Genomic DNA, 22479 nt, shown 5'->3' on the forward strand with positions numbered 1-22479 from the left:
AAAGCAGATGGGATGCTGCGAATCCGTCTTACACGGCTTTTCATGCATAAAGGAGGGGCCGGCTGTCAGTTTAACGCTGCCGGCCCCCTTTTTACTTTTCAAGCCCTAAAAAGCTTAAAAGCAAATTGGAAACTAATAGATATAATCGCCCTCTTTATTGGCCTCGCCCTCGCCGTGCTGAATTTCCGGGTTCAGCAGTGCGTCGAAGAGCTCCGGGCCAATAAAGGCCCTGGCTTCTTCAATTCTCTTGGCCTCCGCCGGGGTGTCCATATCCTTTATCACATAATAAATCGGCTTGGGCTCACCCGGCGTATCATCGTCATTAATATGCCGGACGCCGAGATTCAGGCCAAATTCATCCCGGTTGTCCACATAGGCATGATGCGTCATCATGTCGATGGTATCCAGCTTTTTAACTTTCTGGTAAGCCAGGCAATAGGCCATGGCCCCCTGCTGCTCGCTAAAGGCATCCCCCTTGGAGTTAAAGCCCTGCTCGGAAAGAATAATTCTTCTGGGCTTGCCATGATAGAGGAATTTTTCCTGTGCTAGGTAGGCCGGCAGCACCTCAATATTTTTGAAGGTGATTTTGGGGGTGGCAAAGGTAAATTCGGGCGCCCTGTCATTGTAAAAGTCGGGGCTCCGCAAATCCTCCGGATAGGGGTGGTAGGCGATGTTCCAATCAAAATTACCGTCCCGCAGCGAATACTTCAGGGCATAATCCACCACCGCGCGGCCGGCATAGAAGTTATTGGAGCGCGTCGGGTCAAAATTCACCTTATGCCAGAAGTGGTCCAGCGACATATAAATGCGGTGGTTGGCATAGTGCTTTTTCGCGCAAATCCAAGCAAGGCGCATGGCCTGGGTATATTCCTCGGTATAATCCGCCACGGGCATATCGCCAGCATTGCCCCATACATACTGGCTGTTCACCTCGTTGGAAATAACAAAGCCGCACATACGCCCATATTTGGCATCCTCACGCGTATAGCGTTCTGCCAGGAACTCAACAAACGCCTTGTAGTAGCCCTGCCCTTCTTCCGTTTCCATGTTAAAGGCGCTGATAAAGGCCGTGGGGCCATCCTCGCTATTCTGGGCCTCCCAGGCAAAATTCGGATGGATGGCATCCGCCATCAAGAGAGGATCCTGCTTGCTGCCGAAGCGGGCAGGCGCGTTCAGCAATATGCCGGTTACCAGCGCGCCTGCCTCCCAGCGTTCCTGCATCCATCGATCCAATGCCTCAATTTCTTCGCCAATGAAGTAATAGGTTTTACCGTCGCACACATAGGGGATGGTTCCCTCCGCTTCAAAGGGCGTCATAATCTGCGGCAGGTTGATATTGGTGTGGGTCTGCTTTATGCCCAGCAGCCTGATATCCTCAGGCGTTGCACCCAGTGTCTTTTTAGTGGACGGCTGCGGATAGGCATAGCTCCAGTCTGCTACATCCTCCGCAAAATCCGTCACATACTTTACGCCGTCCATTTTTTCATGGCTCGGCAGCCAAACGGTGAATTGGCTGTAAATGCGATCGTGCGCCCCCACAAAACGGGGCAGCGCCAGCTTGCCGTCATTGCAGGCAACCTTTACCATGGACAGCTCCCGGCCCGCCAGGGGACCGACAACCGCCACCTGCTCCCGGACAAAAAGCTCCCCGTCGAAGGGCTCTGAAAGTTGCAGAATCAACTGTTCCCCTGTAACTGTAATCGATTTAACGCTCATAATGGTTACAACTCCTTCTATTTAAGCTAATATGCGGCGGCGGGCTTGCCGTCATGCTGGCCAGGAAGAGCGCCTCTGCCGCCTCGTGCGTGAAGCCTATCCGCAAAGCCGCGCTGTATGTAAAAGGTCTTTCGGCCCCGGACAATTGCTTCGAAGTCATTCTACATCATAAGGCCGGCGTTTGCAAGCGCTATTAAAAATATTTTATTCCCCGCCGGGAGGATAGCCCGGGCCCTGCTTTCACAAAAAAAGCATCCCGGAGGACTGTTCCGGGATGCCGTTTTTTTCAACAAGGCCCTCAACTCTGTTTATTCTAAAAGCGGCCTTACTATGGAGGGCGTCCGCCCTGAAAGGAACTTTTTAGCCCTTAACCGCACCGGAGGTCAAGCCCTCGATGTACAGCCTGGAGCCACAGACAAACATCAGCAGCAGCGGCAGCGTTGCAATTACGAAGCCGGCAACCATGGAACCAATATCAATGGTGCCCGTAGCGGCCTGGAACACGCGGATTGCCACGGTCATAACCTGCTTGCTGTTGGTTTCAATAACCATCAGCGGCCAAATGAAGTCGTTGTAATAGCCAATCATCTGGTTGATTGCAATCGTCGCCAGAATCGGCTTGGAAAGCGGCATAGCGATGGTCAGCAGTGCGCGGAACTCGCCGCAGCCGTCAATACGGACAGACTCAAAAATTTCTGACGGGATATTGCCCATAAAGGTCCGGCAAAGCATGATGCCGAATACCTGTCCGCCTGAAATCCAGGGGAACCACAGAGCAAACCAGGAGTTGATCAACCCCAGATCCTGCATCAGTGTGTACTGCGGTGTCAGGGTCAGAACGCCCGGCACCATCATCAGCGCAAGAACAACCAGGTAAAGAACGTTCTTCCCGGGAAAATTCAGCTTTGCAAAAACATAGCCCGCGTTTGCCGCCAAAAGCACTGTCAGCACCGTTGCCACGGCAACGACAATGATGGAGTTGATCATATTCGGCAGCAGCATGCCGACCGCGGTGTTATAGTTCCCCCACTCTATCGGATTGGGCAGAGACCAGAAGTTGCCGTAAATCTGCACATTGGATTTCAGGGAGAGGATAACCATCAGGAAGATCGGGATAAAGGCCAGAATCAACAGAATAACGGAAACAATAAAAATGATTGCCTGGAAGGAAAATTCCTTTCCGTTAAACTTTTTCTTGGTCAGCTCCAAGACCGCGCCGTCCGGCCCGATAATTGTTTTTACTTTTTTACTCATGCTCGTTCCTCCTCCCTTATTGTTCGTCGGCGGATTTGACTCTCATCTGGAGAATCGTACCGATCATAATTGCAATAAACAGCATTACGCCCAAGGCACAAGCATAACCGTAACGGCCGAACCTGGTCGCATTGTAGTACAGCTCAAGGCCTGGCACATATGTAGCCGAGCCCGGGCCGCCCTTTGTCAAAATGAAAATGCTGTTGTAATCTTGCAGGGTACCAATAAAGGTCAGAATCAACATCAGCTTAATTTGCTGCCAGATCAGCGGCATTTCAATATAGCGGAAGTCCTTCCAGCGCGTGGAACCATCCACCTTAGCCGCTTCAAAGAGCGAAGCGTCAATATCTATGAGCCCTCCGTAATACACCAGGAAGGCGAAGGCATTCACCCATGGGAAGCCCATAAAGATAATTGCACCCAACGCCGTGTTCTCATTACCGAGCCAGGAAGTATTGCCCGGCAGGCCGAACACTTTCAAGATCTGATTGAGCAAGCCGATGCTCGGGTCGTAAATCTGCTGCCACATCAAAGTGGAAACGATGCCCGGAACCACCATAGGCAGAACAAACAGGAACCGGAAGATTGTCTTCTGGCGGGACTTCGACATGGAGAAAACCAGCCAGGCGATCAGCACCGGCACGGTCAGCACCTTCAGGAAGGCGGCAATCAGCATAATTGCCAGGTTGCCCAGGCCCACCAGGAAGTAACCCTCTGTAAATGCCTGCACGAAATTGTCAAGGCCGACAAACTGAATTTCGGACCAATCATAATTGGTACGGGACCAGTTTGTAAACGCCCTCGTCAATGCGGTAAACATTGGGTAATAGTTAAAGATCAAGATCAAAACGAAGGTAGGAACCAGCAGTATATAGGCCGTTTTATGCAGCCAGACCGCACGCACAAAGCGTTTTCCCAGCCTGCGCAGCGGGGCAACCGACATAATCAGGCAGAACAGGAACCCAATGATTCCGACTACCAGTAAAATGGAGAATACCGAGCCCAAAGAAGCCAGCAGCACCGTAGATGCCAGGCTACCGGTCGGAATGCTCTTAACATAGTCGGCCTGGCCCGTAATGTAGACGCTATCGGTCAGCGGAATTATGTTGGTTACAGTAGAGTCTGTAACACGGTCGCTGAAAATTTGATTTCCGTTTTTGTCAAAGACATAAACCATACCTTCCTCGGTCCCAAGGAAAATATAATCGCCGTTCTGGCTGGCGCCAATTGCATTGCCAATGACGGTTTCTCCGGTTGCCTTGCCTTCCTGCAAAGTCTGGAGATTTTCATCAATGACCTTATACTCGGCGTTTACGTCTGCAATCGCTAAATTGCTGGTGCCGGGAATCTTAACCATCTGTGCCAGCTCATATTTACTGTTGACAAGAGCAAGCTCTGCCCCCTGCTGATCGACCTTGCCGATCTCACCGGCCTTGTTGATATAGATCAGGTTATCATCAGAGGTAAACGCCACACTTTTCACCTGGCTGGTAAACTGGATATTAGAAACCTGCTCGCCATCCATTGTATAAACCAGGATATTACTTTTATTGACGTTTGTTGCAGAGGCTACCGCAATTTTGGAGCCGTCGGAGGAAATGTCCACACCATAGATGCGGCGCTGTACATTAATTGTATTCTTTAAGCTACCATCCTGCAGCCCAAGCAAATAAACATTCTGATCTTCACAGCCTACAACCAGCAGGCCCTGAGCCGCGTCCACCTTCATTTCGTGAACCGGGCCGTTTGTTTCAAATCTCCACAGCTCATTGTTATCCTTATCATATGCCACCAACGCGTTCTGATAGGCGCCTACATAGGTGGTTCCCGTAGTTTCATCATATGCCAATGAGTAGTTTTGAAGTCCTGTGCTCATTCCAGCATCGGTAACCAGATCGTTGCCCTTTTGGGAAAGAGACATAATCACAACTGAAACAATTGAAAGAATCAGAAACAGGCTTGTCAGTACGATCCAAAGCTTTCTTTTTTTCATAGGCCAGTTCCTTTCGTTTAGTGATGTTTTGCAGAACCCTATTCCATGCGCAAACCGCTTCGTATCATCCCCTTTATAAATCATAGGGACCACCGGCCCCGGCAGTCCCTACAACCTACTCAACATCTCACAGAAATGCCTTAAAGCACTTTCACATTGAATCTATTACTAAGATTATTTACCCGTCGGCTCATTCTGCGGGTTCTCCAGGTCTGCCCTAGAAATCGTAGCAGCAGCTAAAGAATCGTCAAGATATTTCATAATATTTTCCTTGTGCTTGGAAGCCCACTCATCAATGGAGATCTTACCAGTCAGGAACTGCTGGGAATAATCATACCAATCACGCAGGGAATTCTGCACATCGCCCGGTGCGCCGCGGGCCATCATCTGGCCATAGCCCTTCTGGCAGTTGCCGATGAAGGTCAGGCCGTCGAACAGGCTGGACCATTCGCCGGGAATTTCTACATCATAAACAAGGGACGGGCCGTTCAGAGCCATGTCGTTTTCAATGCCGGCATTCAGGTAGATGCCCTGGCCCTCGGCGGAGGAGAAGTACATGAGGAAGTCAACGACCATCGCGTCATGCTCTTTATCCTTCTTCACAGCGCCGAAGAAGCCGGTCGCAACCTCTAGGGTACGGGCGGGCGCTTCAATGCCTTCGCCTTCCATGGACGGCATGTTGAAGTGGCCGAGTTCGAACTGCTTAACACCGGAAACAGCCTCGCCGTTCGCGTCGACAATGTTGTCACCGGAAGCCAGCTTATCCATGTCCAGCTTGAAGTTTACCAGACGGGCGCCGGTATCAACCATAATAGCGGCCTTGCTCTGATAGAACAGCGGAGCTGCGTCGGTGGTGCCGAAGAAGGCATCGCCGCCGGCATATTTCGGGAAGATTTTCGCAAAGTTCGTCCAAACCGTCTTCATGCCTTCGGAATCCGGCTTATAATCGCCGTCAGCGATGGCCTTGAATGCACGGACCGGGTTCTGGTTGACCTTCCAGGCATCGTCGTTGAACGGGTCGTCAACATTATACTCCCAAACGCCGTCCACATCGGGGTCATAGTCATAATCGCCTTCCTGGGCACGGTAGACATTGATCATGCTTCTAGTGGTCTGGTCGGTATAAATCTGAGCCAGCCAGCCCATCGCGCCGGACCAGAAGCTGTTGAAGTCGCCGGCCATGGTGATCGGCTGCACGCCATGCTCCTGGAGCTTTTCGCAGGTCTCCACAAACTCATCCCAGGTTGTGGGGACTTCAGCGCCTGCCTCCTCAAAGATGTCCTTGTTATAGAACCACAGGACCTGTACGGAGTCCAGGGAGATGTTCGTCCAGGTACCCTTTGCCAGGTCGCGGGTCTGCATCTCATAGTTAAACTGGTCGGTCCACTTTTTGCCGGAGTAGGGGCTGATTTGGTCCGCATACTCCATGTAGTTGATGGACTTGTCGTTTGCGGAGGAACCAGCCATGTTGATATTGACAATATCAGAGGTCGGGTTCTCCGTGCCAAACATGTTCTGAATCCACTCGCCGTAGCTGTCGGACGGCTTCAGGTCGACAACCACGTCCACGTTGGGCTGCTTCTCCATGTAGGCATCGGCAACAGCCTGCCATGCTGCTTCAGCGCCAGGGCCTGCCTGGGTGTTGATGGTAATGGTACCTTCGTACTGCTTGGCTTCGGTGCCGGATGACTGGCCGCTCTGCTCGCTTCCCGACGCATTGGAAGCGGAACTTGCGGATTCAGTCGGTCCGCAGGCGGTGAATACACCCGCGATCATCGCGAGGCACAGCGCCATGCTCAAGACTCTTTTCTTCACTAGATTTCCCTCCATAAATAAAATTTCAGGATTATTTTTACAGGAGAACAAATCTACCCTAATGCAGATAATCTCCTGAACCCCTGCATAATAAAATTGCCATAGCTTCTTTACCCAATAGGCGGCAGCCTACATAGAAGTTAAGGCAATTCTCACAAAAGTAAATTTAGAAATAAATGCCAGAATCACTAAATTGACCCTTCAAATAGGCTGCATTTTGAATGCTTCTCAATAATATCACAACAGTGCCAAATAATCAAGAGGATTTTTTATATATTTTTTTATTTTACCGTCATTTTTCATTCATGTTTTTCTGAAAAGCAAAGCGCTTTCCAGCGACAAAATCTGCTGAAAAGCGCATTTTTATTGGATTTTTTGACCCATAAAAAAAAGCGGATGCTTTGGAACGGCCCCCAAAAATAAATGAAAACTCTATGAAGTTTTTTTTGCTTTTTTACCTTTCGCCGTCTCCAAAGCACAGATAATTTTTCCTTTTTTATTTCTATTTAAGACCTGAAAAGATAAAAAAACGTTTTTTCGTTATAGTCCTTTATTTAATTTTTACAAAAACTTAACACACCCCAAAAAGGGAGACTGCCGGTAATATATGGACAGACTCCAGGGACATAAAAAATAAAGAGGGCCGCCCTGCTGGACGGTCCCTCCATATTAATAAAATTTACTTGCCTGTCGGCTCATTCTGCGGGTTATCCAGGTCTGATCTGGAAATTTTAGAGCCTGCCAGAGAGTCATCAAGATATTTCATGATGTTGTCTTTGTGCATGCTTGCCCACTCATCAATGGAAATCTGTCCAGTCAGGAACTTCTGAGAATAGTCATACCATTCACGCAGGGAGTTCTGCACATCGCCCGGTGCGCCGCGGGCCATCATCTGGCCATAGCCCTTCTGGCAGTTGCCGATGAAGGTCAGGCCATCGAACAGGTCCGCATATTCGCCGGGGATCTCAACATCATAAACAAGGGACGGGCCGTTCAGAGCCATGCCGCCTTCCAGGCCGCCGTTCAGATAGATGCCCTGGCCCTCGGCAGACGAGAAGTACATGAGGAAGTCAACGACCATCGCGTCATGCTCTTTGTCCTTCTTCACAGCGCCGAAGAAGCCGGTTGCAACCTCAACCGTACGTGCCGGAGCCTCGATACCCTCGCCCTCCATGGAAGGCATGTTAAAGGTGCCCATTTCAAACTTTTTAACGCCGGTAATTTCATCCTCGCCATTGCCGGCCATAATCTGCTCGCCGGCAGCCAGCTTGTCCATATCCAGCTTGAAGCTCACCAGGCGGGAGCCGGTGTCGATGTACATAGCGGCCTTGCTCTGGTAGAACAGCGGCACACCGTCCGTGGTGCCGAAGAAGGCGTCGCCGCCCGCATATTTCGGGAAGATCTTGGCAAAGTTCGTCCAAACCGTCTTCATACCCTCAGAAGCCGGGTCATAATCGCCGTCGACAATCGCCTTATAGGCACGGACCGGGTTCTGGTTGACCTTCCACGGGTCGTCGTTGAACGGGTCGCTGATGTCCAGCTTAAAGGTGCCGTCCACATCGGGATCATAGTTGTAGTCGCCCTCATGCGCACGGTAAACCTCCAGCATGCTTCTGGTGGTCTGGTCGGCATAAACCTGGGCCAGCCAGCCCATCTGCATGGCCCAGAAGCTGTTGAAGTCGCCCGGAACGGACAGCGGCTGAATGCCGGCCTCATAGAGCTTTTCGCAAGTGGTTACAAGCTCGTCCCAGGTTGTGGGGACCTCAGCGCCTGCCTTCTCAAACAGATCCTTGTTGTAGAACCACATGACCTGAACGGAGTCCAGGGAAAGGTTGTTCCACTCGCCCTTTGCCAGGTCGCGGGTCTGCATCTCATAGTTGAACTGCTCCGTCCACTTCTTACCGGAATAAGGGCTGATTTGATCCGCATATTCCATGTAGTTGATGGACTTGTCGTTCGCAGAGGAACCGGCCAGGTTGATGTTGACAATGTCAGCCGTGGGGTTTTCTGTACCGAACATGTTTTGAATCCACTCGGCGTAGCTGTCCGTCGGCTTCAGGTCGATGACGACTTCGACATCCGGATGCTTTTCCATGTAAGCATCAGCAACAGCCTGCCACGCGGCGTCGGCGCCGGGACCAGCCTGAGTATTGATTGTGATCGTGCCCTCAAAGTCCTTTTCTTCACCTGAAGAGGTCTGCCCGGTTCCCGACGCAGTAGAACCTGAACTTGCAGACTCGCTCGGACCGCAGGCGGTGCATACGCCCGCGATCATTGCGAGGCACAGCGCCATGCTTAGAATTCTTTTCTTCACAAGAATCCCTCCCATAAATTATTTCAGGAATTTATTTTTACAGAACGTCCCCACCCAGGAGTGGATGTCCGCCCTGAACCCCTGCCTCAACAGAAGACATTTTCGTTTTTAATTTTTGGAAAAGACTATCTATAATTAACTCTCGTTCATTTTACAGTTCCCTATACTAGCACACTATTAAAAATTTCTCAACACTTCTTTTTCCAATTCTCATAAGTTTTAATTTAAAAACGTGAATAACCATATAAATATATAACAAAAATTCTTCTTTTTTAACGATATAGCTGCAATTTATTCTAAAACAATAAACGCGTGCCGAAAAAAAGGCGATTCTATTTACAAAAACCGGAGACGGCCTTCAAACCATCCCCGGTTTTCTTAAAACAGCAAATTATTTTCCTGAATATAATTCACCAGACGGTCCACCGTTGTAAACGCCAGACCCGTTACCGTGTCGGCACAGCCATAATAAATGGCAATTCGCCCTGTGCCTGCATCTGTAAGCGCTGCGCAGGGAAATGTGACGTTCGGCACGTCGCCCACGCATTCATAGGGCTCCTGCGGCCCCAAAAGGTAAAACCTGGATCGCGCCAGCACCTTCCAGGGCTCATCCCGATCCAGCAGCGCGCCGCCTACACGGTAGACAAACCCGTTGCAGGTGTTGATGACCCCATGGTAGAGGAGCAGCCAGCCCAGGTCTGTTTCAATTGGGACCGGCCCCGGCCCTACCTTCAGGCTCTGCCAGGCGGAAGCGTTGCCCGGAACGGTCCCCATAACAAAGCGGTGCCTGCCCCAATAGGTCAAGTCCGGGCTTTCGCTGTAAAAAATATCGCCAAAGGGCGTGTGGCCTCCATCGCTGGGGCGGCTGAGCATGGCGTAACGCCCGCCGATTTTCCGGGGAAACAGCACGCCGTTGCGGTTGTAGGGCAGGAAGGTATTTTCAAGCTGGTGAAAGGCTTGAAAGTCCTCCGTATATCCAAGGCCAATGGTTGGGCCGTGATAGCCGTTGCACCAGGTAATATAGTAGCGGCCTTCCAGCCGGCAGACCCGCGGGTCATAGCGGTATTCGTACCGGGCTGCCTCCCCGCCGCCTTGAAAACGGATGGCCTGCGGAGAGATCCTCCAACGCAGGCCGTCTTCGCTAAAGCCTGCGTGGATGTTCATTTCCACCGCCCGGCTGTCACAGCGGAAAATGCCCGCAAAGCCGCCTCGAAAGGGCGCTACGGCGCTGTTGAAAATGCTGTTGGACGTGGGGATTGCATCCCGCTGGATAATCGGGTTTCCACTGTAGCGCCAAACGGGCTCCCTGCAGCCCGGCGGACAATCCTGCCAAGGGATATTGGGCAGCGCCGCTCCTATTAGTTTGCTCATAACGCGCCTTGCTCCTTTTCTGCAGCCGTCCAGCGCAACGCTTTATTGATAGTATGCATCAATCTGGGCCTGCACCGCCGTTATAATTTTATCCATGCCGGATTGATTTAGCTCCTTGACAATCTGCGGCACCATTTTGACCGGGTCGGAGGCGCCTGTCAGCAGTTCATAGCGGTATTTATCCCAGGTTTGCTGGCAATTTGCCAGCTCGGTGGACAAATCGCCGATGTCCGGGGTAAAGCCCAGGCAGGCAGAGGATTCTGCCCGTGCATTCAGGGCCTTGACCTGATCCCACTGGTCCGCCGGTGCGTCCGACAAGGTAGACAGGTTGAAGTAGGATCCAATCGCATAATTGCCAATTTGCCAGGTGTCCGTCAGGCGCTTTACGACCGTGCGCTCGCTGTTGGCGTACTCGAAGTCGGTTCCTTCGACACCAAACGCCAGCATATCGCGCAGCTTCCGGTCTGTATTGACCAGCTGCAAAAGCTTAAGGGCCTCTTTTTTATAGGAGGAATTTGATGAAACCGCATTCAGGGAGCCCTGAATTGTACCATTGGTGTAAAGGGGCCCGAAAACCTGAACCGTGTCATATTTTTCAACGCCCTCGTTTACCTGCCAGCCAACCTCCGCGCCCGGGTACCCCTGGGCGGAAAAGAAGGCGCGGCCTTTAACGGCATCCTTCTGGGTCGGCGCATCCGGGTTGATGATGCCCGCTCCATACCATTTGTGCAGCATCTTCAGGCGGTCCATGACCTCCTCCTGCTCCAGCACGGACACCACCCTGCGGTTTGCGTCGTCATAACGCACACCAATGGGCTGCAGCCCCAGTGTGAGGCCGTCATAGTCGCTCAACAGTCCGCTGAAGCCGTCTCCCTGGGTCAGGTTCAGCGGGTAAAAGGACTTGCCCTCCCCCTGCTTCATCGCGGTAAAGACCTTGTCCAACGCTTCAAAATCCTTTGTAGCCGCCACATTGATCTGATATTTCTGCACATAGGCATCGTCAAATACCCAGTACTGCGTCAATGAGGAATCTTTATAGGTCGGTACCGCATAGATCCTGCCATTAATTTTTGCCCCCTCCCAAACCTCCTGGGGGATGGACTTATAAAGCGCCGGAGCCTCGCTGGCCAACAGGTCGGTTAGATCTGCAAAGGCATTTTGGTTGACCTGGCGGCTGTACTTCGTTTCATTGGTAAACATGATGTCAAACTTTTCCCCGGTGTTGACCAGCTGGTTAATTTTGTCCGGCCAATCGCTGTAGCTGGCCATTTTGATATTGACCCTAACCCCGATTTTTTCCTCGATGTAGGCGTTGATCTTTTCCACGCCGTCCGCCAGATTTTCCGGCTGGCTGCCAATCAGCCACCAGGTCAGAACCGGCGTCTTCCCTGAATCGCCGCTTTCGCCCTCCTCCGCATTTTGGCAGCCGCTGAACAGTCCTGTTATAACGGCCAGCATGGCTGCCAGGCAAAGCAGCGCCTTCCATTTACTCATTCTCATTGTGTAAGCTCCTCTCTTTTTTAAATGGCCTTTATCCTTTTACCGCGCCCACTGTAAGGCCGGAGATGAAATAACGCTGAAAAAAAGGGTAAGCACAGGCGATGGGCAGAACGATAAGGATTGCAATTGCCATTCGCGCACCCTCTTTGGGCATGTTTTTCGCCAGCTCTGCCGCGCTGACCCCCAGGCCGGCGGCATTTTGCGAGAGATAATCCACATTGCCCATGATCTGCGTCAACAGCGCCTGCAGCGAGTTCAGCCGCGAGTCGTCGATGTAAAGCATGGACTGGAACCAGTCGTTCCAATAGGTAAAGCACAAAAATAAGCCTATGGTCGCCAACACGGGCAGTGAAACCGGCAGCACAATCTTAAAAAAAATTTTAAGCTGGGAAGCGCCGTCGATTTTAGCGGACTCTACAATGGAATCCGGTATAGTAGACTTAAAAAAGGTCTTGCAGATGATGACGTTGAAGGATGAAACAGCCAATGGCAGAATCAGCGCCCAAATATTATTTTTCAGGCCCAGCAGGTTGGCGTTGACATAATAGCTCGAAACCATGCCCCCGTTGAACACCATTGGAATAAAAACCACCCAGGTTAAAAAGCCCCGCAGCCGGTATTGTGAACGCGACAGCACATAGCCCATGGTTGTGGTTAACAATGTGCCCAGCGCCGTGCCGGTTATGGTGACAAAAAGCGACACCCCCAGCGCCCGCAGAATTACGCTGCCCTGCTTGAGCAGGAACAGATAGGATTCCGCCGAAAAAACCTTTGGAATCAGCCTGTAGCCATATTCATTGATAGCGGCCTCAGAGGAGAAAGAGATAGACAGTACAAACAGCACAGGAATGACGCACAGCAGGGAAATAACGATAAAGATAACATGGAACAGCGCATTGGCGCCAAAGCCGATGCGGTTAAATTTATCCAAGCCCGACTGCGTTTGGTTGACTTTTGCTTTCACCGTTTCGCCTCCTCAGATCATCGCGCTTTCCGGGTCGATTTTGCGAACCACGGCGTTTGCGGCCAGAATTGTGATGCAGCCCATAACCGACTGAAAAAACGCTGCGGCAGAAGCCATGCCAACGGTGGCGCTTTTCAGTGATTTATAAACCATAACATCAATGGTGTAGGTCACACTGAACAAGGAATTTGAATCCCTCGGAACCTGATAAAACAAGCCGAAATCTGAGTAAAAAATTCGCCCTACACTCATGATAAACATCATAACAATCACAGTTTTCATAACCGGTAGGGTAATGTAACGCATCTGCTGCCACTTGGTTGCGCCGTCAATGACGGCAGCCTCATAAAAAGAAGTGTCGATGCCGGTAATCGCCGCCAGGTAGACCACCATGCCGTAGCCCAAGCCCTTCCACAGGTTCATAAAGATCAAAAAATAGGGCCAATATTGCTTTTGCATGTACCAATTAACCCGGTCTCCGCCCATACCCTCTACCAGCTGGTTGGCAAGCCCCTTGTCATAGGACAGAAAGCCCCACACCACCGCGGACACGACCACCCAGGAGAGAAAATAGGGCATGAACATCGCGGTTTGATACATTTTTCCCAGCCTTTTGCCGTGAAGCTGGCTGACCATCAAGGCCAGCGCTACAGGCACTACGATGCCCAGGATAATAAAAACGACATTATAGCCCAGCGTATTGCGCAGCACAATCCAGGCATCGTTGCTGGTAAACAGGAAGGTAAAATTTTCAAAGCCCACCCATTTGCTTGTAAGGATGCTGTTGATAAAATTCCCATTAATTTTAAAATCCTTGAAGGCAATAATAATGCCGAACATGGGTAAAAACGCGAAGAGCAGGTACCAAATTGTGCAGGGCGCAGCCAGCAGCGACAGCTCCATATCGTCGCGGCTCCAGCCCTTTTTTACGCGTTTTTCTTTTCTTTTTTCACCTTTCACCCGTTTCCTTCCTTTCCTTGACACACATCGCGGGCACGCCCGCCGGCTGCTGTCGTGAATCTGAACTTAGTATGGAGCTAAAGGTCCCGCTTTATGCCGGCAAGCTGCCAAAACTTTCGGCCCTCTGCGCAGCTTCGCCGCCTCCTGCATGCATGGCCCCTGTTTTTCCTGCCTGCTTTTCGCCGTTTCAAGCCAAAGTAATCAGGCCGCACCTTTTACTGCCCCGGCAATAAATAACGCCCATGGCATAAAAACGTCCGGCCTCAATAAACTTGAGGCCGGACGTTTTATAAACTAAACACAATATAAATGCAGCCGCATCGGGGATCTTTTTATCAGTCAATCTGCTTTAATTTATTCTTTAAAAAGTCGAGATAGTGCTGCTCCTCCGCATCCCGCAGATCCTGTTCCTGGTTAAAACGCGCCAATATCTCTTCAAAGCTTTTCGGCTCATAATCCTCCGGCGGCTGCGGCAAGCTCTCCTGCTCCTGAAACAACTCCCGGCAAAGCTCCGTGTGCTCCTCCGTCAGGGCCAATGTCAGTGCGTTCAGCCCTAGGGCCACCGTATGCTCCGTGATTTGCTCGAACAGTTCCTTTGTCATCACCGCTTTATTTTCAACGGCATCAGCCTCTTCTTGGTCGGCAATACAGATAAAAAAGATTTTTTCCTTAAGTAACTCTAATTCACCTTCTGGCAGCGCCAGCAGTCTTTCGTAGGTAGACGGCTCTTTCCTTTCGCTGCTGTTTTTTTGTTCATGGCATTTCATGAAGCATTCCTCCTTTTCCCCTGCGCAATATTATACCCGAGTTATGGGTCATAGTCAATACGAATAGCGCTAAATATAATGAACTATATAATCACATTAAAAGGAGAGGTGTATATGCGCGATTACGCTCCCCTATGGGAGACCATGCAACGCAAAGGTATAACGACATATACACTCATCAGCACGTACAAATTCAGCAAGGGAACCATCTACAGGCTGAAACACAACCAAAATGTAAACATCCAAACACTTGAAGATCTGTGTGAAATTCTGGAGTGCAGTATTCAAGATGTTGTGAAAGTAATTCTCCACCCAAAAAGCAATTAATGCCTGCTTACACGAACCGCAAAGCGCAGGCCCGCTGTCTATATGCCCGAAAATGCCCCGGTATCATTTCCACCGGGCATTATTATTTCAGCCCGTGCAAGCCTGGCATCCGTCCTCCTAGGCTTGGGCTTCAGCCGAGCTCCCCGGGCTCCGGGCCCGCATTACAAAAAACACCTGCCGTAATGATTAACCGGCAGGTGTTTTTTTACTTCATTTCACTGATTACGGACCAGTTCTGTTTGAGGTAAACAGCCCCGGAGATCACAGACGCAGCCGTAGCCGCAAGCAATAGGATATTACCGGCCAGCAGGTACGCATCCAGCATGGCGCTTTCCGCCAGCAGCGGCACTATGCCCAACCCTCCGAGCTCCGCAAGGTATTGAACCACCAGGATAAAAATGATAGCAACCATCTGTGTGACGGTTTTGGCCTTTCCCCACCCATTAGCCGCCAGCACAATGCCCGAAGAGGCGGCAACCAGCCGGATGGAGGTCACCATAAACTCCCGTGCAATAATGAGCAGCACCATCCAGACGGGCGCCAGGCCCAGGCTGACAAAGCAAACCAGGGCGGATATGACCAGAATTTTATCTGCGAGCGGATCCATAAACTTACCAAAGCTTGTAACCTGGCCGTTTTTTCGTGCCAGCATTCCATCCAGATGGTCCGTATAGGAGGCGGCGCCAAAAATAAGCCCCGCCAGCAAAAAGTGATGGGGAACCTGCGGCAGCATAAGAAACAGAACAAAAAAAGGAACCAGTACGACCCGCAGAACCGTTAATTTATTTGGTGTATTCAAAGCCGTCCACCTCCCTCACATGCCTCCGTACCATCCGCCGTTTTTCCGCCGTCAAACCAGTTCTCCCATCAGGTCGCAATCCATGCAGCCGGTAATGCGAACCGTTACAAATTGACCGTAGGCGGGCTTTTTTGCGCCTGCCGTAAAGAAAATTTTCCCGTCAATATCCGGTGCATCGGCAGCCGAACGGCCGAACCAGCACTCGGCATAACGGTCAAAGCCCTCGGTCAGCACGGTGAGCTCGCGGCCAACCTGAGCCTCGCCCCACTCCTGCATAATCCCCATCTGCTGCTCCATAATGACATCCATGCGGTGTTCTTTGGTTTCTTCCTCCACCTGGTTCTCCATCTCACCCGCCAGGGTCCCCTCTTCCTGCGAGTATGTAAAGCAGCCCAGGCGCTCAAAGCGAACCTCCCTGGCAAAACCGCACAGTTCCTCAAACTCCGCCTCTGTCTCGCCGGGAAACCCGGTAATAAGCGTCGTTCGCAGGACGATGCCCGGCACCATGGCCCGGATTTTGGCGGTCAGCGCGATCAACTCGTCACGGTTGCCCGGGCGGCGCATATTTTTCAGAACATTGCCGTTACAGTGCTGCAGCGGCAGGTCCATATATTTGACGATTTTTTCCTCCTCGGCCATTACCGTCAGCAATTCATCCGTAATGGCGTCGGGGTAGCAGTAAAGCAGGCGGATCCAGCGCAGGTCCTCGATTTTGCAGAGGCGGCGCAGCAGCTCGGGGAGCTTCCATTCTCCATAAAGGTCCTGTCCGTAGCGGGTTGTGTCCTGGGCAATCAGGATCAACTCCCTGGCCCCATCCGCCGCCAGCTTTTCCGCCTCTGCCACAACGCTCTCCATCGTCCTGCTGCGGTACCGGCCGCGGATCATCGGAATCGCACAATAGGCACAGCCATTGCTGCAGCCCTCGGCTATTTTCAAATAGGCAAAATAGCTCGGGGTACTGCGGACGCGCTCCCCCTCCAGAGGGAGCAGGGTTTTCTCCGGAAAGGCCTGCGGGCGTTTGCCTGCCAGCGCTTGCTCCACCACGGCGGCAATGTCGTTGTTTGCCCCAATGCCGCAGACGGCGTCAGCCTCCGGCAGCTCCTTCATAACCTCCTCCCGGTAGCGCTGCGCCATGCAGCCTGTCACCACCAGGGCCTTAATTTTCCCCTCTTTCTTCAGGCGCGCCAGCTCAAGAATCTCCTCAATGGATTCCTTTTTGGCCGCCTCGATAAAGCCGCAGGTATTGACAATTGCCACATCCGCCAAAGCGGCATCATCCCGCAGCTCATAACCGGCCTTTTGCAAGGCCGCCATCATAATCTCCGCATCTATCTGGTTTTTAGAGCACCCCAGGCTCACCATTCCAACCGAATAAGCCATTCTGCCAATACGCTCCGATCTTTTCTATATCGTTATAAGCGGGCGGGCCCGCCGTTCTGTTAAAGGGCGTTAAAGCCCTCCGGCTCATCACTCAAATAATCCCGCAGTACGCTGCGGATTTCATCATAGCGGTAGCCCAGGCGCCCAAGCGCCGCTACCGTGCGCCGTATGTCCTTTTCATCGCTCAGCTGCCGTGCATAACGGCGCTCCACCAGGTCCCGCAGCGCATGCTCAGGCTCGGGCGCCAGCTCGTCAATGACGGCCTCCGCCACCTCCCTGGCGATTCCCTTGCGCAGGAGCTCCTGCCGGACCCGCATTGCGGCAAAGCCCTTGCGGCAGAACAGCTCCGAAGCGTAGCTGCGGGCAAAAGCCTCGTCATTCACCAGCCCCAGCTCCTCCATATGTTCAGCAGCCTCCTGTGCGGCGCTTCTGGAGGTTGTGCGCGCAATCTTATCCGCCAGCTCCTTTTTGGAATGGTTGCGGTGCTCCAGCAAATACAAAGCCTTTTCGCCCGCCCGGCGGCTTTCGCTGCGCTCAATCATCTCATGGAGCTCCTCGTCCGTGATCTCGCGGCCAATTTTCCAGCCATGGGCCAGCAATGTCTCCGCATCCAGGGTCACGGCGAGCTCACCATCTAAAAACAGCGCTGTGCGCCGCCCGCGGCGCGGCTCCATTGCAGTAATCAGCATCAATCCGCCTCAATGTCTATATTCGCCTTACCGCGGGCGCGGGCGGGCGCAGCCGCGGGCTCCCCAGCGGAAGGCTCAACCGGCTTTGCCGCCGATGCCTTTGAGGACGGCGTATTTTTGGCGTACAGCTTGTCGACATTATCCCGCACCTGCTGCTCAACCTCGCCGGCAATCTCGGGGTTCGACGCCAAATATTCCTTTGCGTTGTCGCGCCCCTGGCCCAGCCTGTTCTCCTTATAAGAAAACCAAGCGCCGCTCTTTTGAATAACCTCCAGCCGCACCGCCAGGTCCAGCAGCTCGCCTACCCGGGAGATGCCGCGCCCATACATGACGTCAAACTCCGCCTCGCGGAACGGCGGGGCAATCTTATTCTTGACAACGCGCGCGCGCGTACGGGAGCCGATTTGCTCTGAGCCGTTTTTCAGCGTCTCAATTTTTCGGATATCCAGGCGCACGGAGGAGTAGAACTTCAGCGCGCGGCCGCCCGGGGTCACCTCGGGGTTCCCGTACATAACGCCGACCTTTTCGCGCAGCTGATTAATAAAAATTGCCACGCAATTGGATTTTGAAATTGCGCCGGCAAGCTTGCGCAACGCCTGGCTCATCAGACGGGCCTGTAGGCCGACATGGCTGTCGCCCATTTCGCCCTCAATTTCCGCACGCGGCACCAGCGCCGCGACTGAGTCCACGACAATGACATCGATTGCGCCGGAGCGTACCAGGGCCTCGGTAATCTCCAGGGCCTGCTCGCCGGTGTCCGGCTGCGAAACCAGCAGAGCCTCCACATCCACCCCCAGGTTGCTGGCATAAACCGGGTCCAGGGCATGCTCCACGTCGATAAAGGCTGCGGTGCCGCCGCCTTTTTGCCCCTCGGCAATGCAATGCAGCGCCAGCGTAGTCTTGCCGGAGCTTTCAGGCCCATAAATTTCAACAATGCGGCCGCGCGGAAGGCCGCCAATTCCAAGCGCGAGGTCCAGGGAAAGGGAGCCTGTCGGGATGGCCTCCACATTCATGGCCTGGTTTTGCCCCAGGCGCATAACCGCCCCCTTGCCGAACTGTTTTTCAATCTGGCTCAGCGCCGTCTGCAGCGCCGTTGCCTTATCAACTGTTTTATCCTGATTCGCAGCCATATGCTCTCTTCTCCTTTACCCATCTGGCCCCGGCCTTACGGCAGCCGGCCCGTCAATATGATCTATTCAAATTATAACCGATTTCCTCCTCAAAAGCAAGGGAAGCAGCACAAAAAATCGAACAAATATTTGTATTTGCTACCGAATGCCGGACACGACCCGATCCAGGCCGTTAAAGTCTTTTTCCACGCGGACCTCCCTCAGCCCGGACTGCTCAAACAGCGCCGCAACCGCACGACCCTGATCCTCTCCGGTTTCTACCGCGCACACGCCGCCCCTTACCAGACGGGGAACCCACAGCGCTGCAATGCAGCGGTAGAAATGGAGGCCATCCGTCCCGCCATCCAATGCGCTCTGCGGTTCGCGGCGGACTTCCCGCTGTAAAACGGGCAGCTCCGCCGAGCGGATATACGGCGGGTTGGAGAGGATACCATGGAGCCCGCCGAATTGCTCCGCGGTGGACGGGCGGCAAATGTCGCAGCGTAGAGGCTGCACCCTGCGGCCCATGCGGCGGCAGTTGCGCTGCAGGTAGACGAACGCCTCCTCTTCCAGCTCCAGTGCCGCAACCGACGCTTGAGGAAGCAGCCCCGCCAGCCCCAGCGCGACCGCACCTGTTCCGGCGCACAGGTCGGCTGCCCTCAGGCCCTTTCCCCCCGCCATGCCGGGGAATGCCTGGGCAAGCCTGCGCGCCCCGGTGTAAACGAGCAGCTCCGTTTCCTCCCGGGGAATCAGAACCCCTTCTCCAACCTCCAGCTCCAGGTCCATAAAGGGCCAGGAGCCCAATATGTATTGCAGCGGCCGGCCGGCCGCCCGCTCACGGATCAACGCCCGATACCGCTCCTGCCGCACCTCGCCGGCGTCAGCAGCTCCATGGATCGCCAAGGCCTGCCGGTCCATTCCAAAAACCTTGTGAAACAGGCTGATTGCATCAAAGGCAGGGCTTTCCAGCTCTGCCTCCGTCAACGTTTTTTTCCCTTCTTGATAAACTTCCTTCAGCGTCATCGGCACATACTCCTCACAGGGCCTTTCAGGCGGATTTCTTCGCCCGCTCCCCCTTCTGCGGGACAAGATCCTCCCCATTCTCCGGGATAACCTCCTTCAAGGAGGCAATGGCTACTTCTATCATGCTGTCATCGGGTTCCTTCGTCGTAATCCGCTGCATCCACAGCCCAGGCGCGGCGATGACTCGGGTGAGCCAATTGTCATATTTTCCGCACAGGCGAATCAGCTCAAAGCCGATGCCGACAACGACCGGGATGCACAGGATTTTTACAAGCGTCCGTAAAAACACATTGCTGAAAGGGATGAAAAAGCCGATGACAATCCCCAGCAGGATCATAATTACCATAAAGCTGGTGCCGCAGCGCGGGTGAAAACGGGTGTGGCGGCGGACATTTTCGACCGTCAGCTCCTCCTGGTTTTCATAGCAGAAAATGGTCTTATGCTCCGCCCCATGATATTGAAACATGCGGTGGATGGACGGCACAAAGGAGCAAAACAGCACATACAGCAGGAGGAGCAGCATCCGCATAACCCCCTCCGCAACGGAGCGCCAGGGCGCTGCTTCGGGTACAGCCAGGAGGAAAAGGTTGAAGAGCCAGGTGGGGAGCAGGAAAAACAGCGCAATTGCCAGCGCCACGCCCAACGCCATGCCCACGATCATAATCAAATTGACAATCTTGCCGCCAAAATGGCGTTCCAGCCAACGGTCAAACTTAGAAGGCTCTTCCTCCTCCAAGCCGGATTTCTCCGCGGAAAGCTCCAGAGCCTGGTAGGAAAAGCGAAGCGAGTCTATAAAGCCCGCCACGCCGCGCAGCAAAGGCCACCGCAAAACCGGGTATTTCTCCCGCAGGCTTTGGCAGCCCATCTCCTCTGTGTCGATTGTGCCATCCTCCAGCCGCACGGCTACAGCGCTTTTTTTCGGCCCGCGCATTAAAATTCCCTCAATCAACGCCTGGCCGCCAATGGTCGTGATCTGCTTGGTCTTTTCTCTAGGCATCTCCCTTGTTATTCCCCTCTTCTTTTTCATCTTGTTTCAAAATGGGGATGGTGATGGTTACCGCGGTCCCCACGTGTTCATGGCTTTCAATATCCAGGCTGCCGTTATGCAGCTTCATAATCTCATCCGCCAAGGCCAGCCCAATGCCCGAGCCCCGAACCGTCTGGTTCGCCTTGTAAAATTTACGCTTAATATTGGGCAGATGCTCTGCCGGAATGCCGCAGCCGTTGTCGCTGATGACGACGTGGATAACGTTTCCATCCTCCGTTGCCGCCACATTGACCGTGCCGCCCTCGTTTACATATTTTAAAGCGTTATCAATGATGTTGACAAAAACCTGCCGCAGCCGGTTGACGTCGCCCAGCACTGGAGGCAGCATGGGCGTTTCCTCGTAGACCAGGAACTTATGCTCCGTCTTGGCGCGCTCACTGAACATGTAGACTGCTTCCTCCAGCTCCGCCAGCAGGTCGATCTTATTCATTACCAGCGTCATGCGGCCGCTCTGCATGCTGGAAAACTCCAGCAGCTCCTCGACAATGCCGGACAGCCGTTCGCTTTCGCGGATGATGATGCCCATGCCGCGGGAGCAGGTATCGGGATCGATGCCGGGCTCCTGCATGGTTTCCGCCCAGCCCTTGATCGCCGTAAGCGGCGTGCGCAGCTCATGGGAAATCGAGGAGATAAAATCATTTTTCATCTTCTCCGATTTTCCCAGCTCGACGGCCATTTCGTTGATATTATCACACAGCTGCCCGATTTCGTCCTCCTTGGTCTTTAATATCCGCACGCCGAAATCCCCCTGCGCAATCCGCTTGGAGATGGCGCTGATCTGCTTAATCGGCGTAATGATGGAGTTGATGAAATATAGGCCCGATGCCACTACCAGCACAATCACCAGCGCGCCCGCGCACAGCAGGAACCCAATGACCAGAACGACCTGGTGGTCCGCCTGCTCCAACGACACCACATAGCGAATGGCACCGACAAAGCTGCCGGTGGTGTTGCGAATGACGCGCGTGACCGCCATGACCTTTTCGCCGCTGGTCAGCCGGCCCGTCCATACGCCGTACCCCTCGCTGTCCTCCAGCGCCATGTAATAGTCCGGCATCGGCTGCGTATCGTCAGGTACAAAGCCAATGGAGGTAATCAGAATCTCACCGTTGCTGTTCAGCACCATCAGCTCCATATTTTCCTTGCCGGGAAAGTTTTCCACATAATTCCTGGCGGTGCTGTTGAACTCGCTGGAGGAGCGCTTTCCATAATCCGCAAACACATTGGTTAGTTCCACCGACCGGCCGCGCAGAATAGACTCAATATTACCGTAAATAGATCCGCGGACCGTCATGGACAAAACCAGAATCAACACCACCAGAATAACCAGGATCACGCCTAAACTGGTCAAGAGCCACCGGCGCGCAATGCCGTTGATATTGGTATTCTTTTTTCCGGGCATCCGCCGTTCCCCCTCCTCAGCAAAATGGCGTGTCCTGCGCCAAAGGGA

The 22479-nt window shown here is 53.0% G+C and carries 18 protein-coding genes; 1 reads left to right on the forward strand and 17 read right to left on the reverse strand.

Annotated features, from left to right (window positions below; all coding sequences use genetic code 11):
• Positions 1-132 precede the first annotated feature (132 nt).
• The 10 genes from DPQ25_RS03850 to DPQ25_RS03900 all read right to left on the reverse strand — a co-directional run bounded on the left by DPQ25_RS03850 (position 133) and on the right by DPQ25_RS03900 (position 14654).
• Positions 133-1716 (reverse strand): DUF5722 domain-containing protein, encoded by a 1584-nt coding sequence (locus DPQ25_RS03850; protein ID WP_112331825.1) that lies wholly within the window; start codon positions 1714-1716, stop codon positions 133-135.
• Between the two features lie 360 nt (positions 1717-2076).
• Positions 2077-2970 (reverse strand): carbohydrate ABC transporter permease, encoded by an 894-nt coding sequence (locus tag DPQ25_RS03855; RefSeq protein WP_112331826.1) that lies wholly within the window; start codon positions 2968-2970, stop codon positions 2077-2079.
• 16 nt (positions 2971-2986) lie between these two features.
• Positions 2987-4963 carry an ABC transporter permease subunit gene (locus DPQ25_RS03860; protein WP_177576823.1) on the reverse strand — a complete coding sequence of 659 codons (1977 nt, stop codon included), beginning with the start codon at positions 4961-4963 and terminating at the stop codon, positions 2987-2989.
• A gap of 174 nt (positions 4964-5137) precedes the next feature.
• Positions 5138-6778, reverse strand: coding sequence for an ABC transporter substrate-binding protein (locus DPQ25_RS03865; RefSeq protein WP_177576824.1), 1641 nt, complete (start codon positions 6776-6778; stop codon positions 5138-5140).
• A gap of 679 nt (positions 6779-7457) precedes the next feature.
• The gene (locus DPQ25_RS03875; protein WP_177576825.1) at positions 7458-9092 is read right to left on the reverse strand and encodes an ABC transporter substrate-binding protein; all 1635 of its coding nucleotides are present in this window, start codon (positions 9090-9092) and stop codon (positions 7458-7460) included.
• Between the two features lie 378 nt (positions 9093-9470).
• A complete protein-coding gene (locus tag DPQ25_RS03880) occupies positions 9471-10463 on the reverse strand; it encodes a glycoside hydrolase family 130 protein (protein WP_112331831.1) in 993 nt (330 codons plus the stop codon).
• Between the two features lie 42 nt (positions 10464-10505).
• Positions 10506-11963 (reverse strand): ABC transporter substrate-binding protein, encoded by a 1458-nt coding sequence (locus tag DPQ25_RS03885; protein ID WP_112331832.1) that lies wholly within the window; start codon positions 11961-11963, stop codon positions 10506-10508.
• 31 nt (positions 11964-11994) lie between these two features.
• Entirely contained in the window at positions 11995-12927 is a 933-nt protein-coding gene (locus DPQ25_RS03890) for a carbohydrate ABC transporter permease (RefSeq protein ID WP_112331833.1), read from the reverse strand.
• A gap of 12 nt (positions 12928-12939) precedes the next feature.
• Positions 12940-13911, reverse strand: a complete 972-nt coding sequence (locus DPQ25_RS03895; RefSeq protein WP_407928138.1) for an ABC transporter permease — start codon at positions 13909-13911, stop codon at positions 12940-12942.
• Between the two features lie 311 nt (positions 13912-14222).
• Complete coding sequence (locus DPQ25_RS03900) at positions 14223-14654, reverse strand: hypothetical protein (protein WP_112331834.1); 432 nt, start codon at positions 14652-14654, stop codon at positions 14223-14225.
• Between the two features lie 144 nt (positions 14655-14798).
• On the opposite strand from DPQ25_RS03900, the gene DPQ25_RS03905 reads away from it, so the two are divergent.
• Positions 14799-14981, forward strand: coding sequence for a helix-turn-helix domain-containing protein (locus tag DPQ25_RS03905; protein WP_330409837.1), 183 nt, complete (start codon positions 14799-14801; stop codon positions 14979-14981).
• A 205-nt stretch (positions 14982-15186) separates the two neighbouring features.
• Here DPQ25_RS03905 and pgsA read toward each other — a convergent pair whose 3' ends face one another.
• From pgsA to DPQ25_RS03940, 7 genes are all read right to left on the reverse strand, one after another.
• Complete coding sequence (gene pgsA / locus DPQ25_RS03910; RefSeq protein WP_112331836.1) at positions 15187-15780, reverse strand: CDP-diacylglycerol--glycerol-3-phosphate 3-phosphatidyltransferase; 594 nt, start codon at positions 15778-15780, stop codon at positions 15187-15189.
• A gap of 51 nt (positions 15781-15831) precedes the next feature.
• A complete protein-coding gene (rimO, locus tag DPQ25_RS03915; protein WP_112331837.1) occupies positions 15832-17160 on the reverse strand; it encodes a 30S ribosomal protein S12 methylthiotransferase RimO in 1329 nt (442 codons plus the stop codon).
• 59 nt (positions 17161-17219) lie between these two features.
• On the reverse strand, positions 17220-17849 hold the full coding sequence (locus DPQ25_RS03920) for a regulatory protein RecX (RefSeq protein ID WP_112331838.1): 630 nt from the start codon (positions 17847-17849) through the stop codon (positions 17220-17222).
• A complete protein-coding gene (gene recA, locus DPQ25_RS03925; protein WP_112331839.1) occupies positions 17849-18979 on the reverse strand; it encodes a recombinase RecA in 1131 nt (376 codons plus the stop codon). The genes DPQ25_RS03920 and recA overlap by 1 nt, the downstream gene beginning before the upstream one ends.
• A gap of 138 nt (positions 18980-19117) precedes the next feature.
• Positions 19118-19981, reverse strand: a complete 864-nt coding sequence (gene prmC / locus DPQ25_RS03930; protein ID WP_112331840.1) for a peptide chain release factor N(5)-glutamine methyltransferase — start codon at positions 19979-19981, stop codon at positions 19118-19120.
• A gap of 25 nt (positions 19982-20006) precedes the next feature.
• Positions 20007-20978 carry a DUF1385 domain-containing protein gene (locus DPQ25_RS03935; RefSeq protein ID WP_112331841.1) on the reverse strand — a complete coding sequence of 324 codons (972 nt, stop codon included), beginning with the start codon at positions 20976-20978 and terminating at the stop codon, positions 20007-20009.
• Positions 20971-22431: a HAMP domain-containing sensor histidine kinase gene (locus tag DPQ25_RS03940; RefSeq protein ID WP_112331842.1), complete on the reverse strand. Its 1461-nt coding sequence runs from the start codon at positions 22429-22431 to the stop codon at positions 20971-20973. Before DPQ25_RS03940 ends, DPQ25_RS03935 begins: the two co-directional genes overlap by 8 nt.
• Positions 22432-22479 lie beyond the last annotated feature (48 nt).

Source organism: Hydrogeniiclostridium mannosilyticum (genome assembly GCF_003268275.1).
GTDB classification, from domain to species: Bacteria; Bacillota; Clostridia; order Oscillospirales; family Acutalibacteraceae; genus Hydrogeniiclostridium; species Hydrogeniiclostridium mannosilyticum.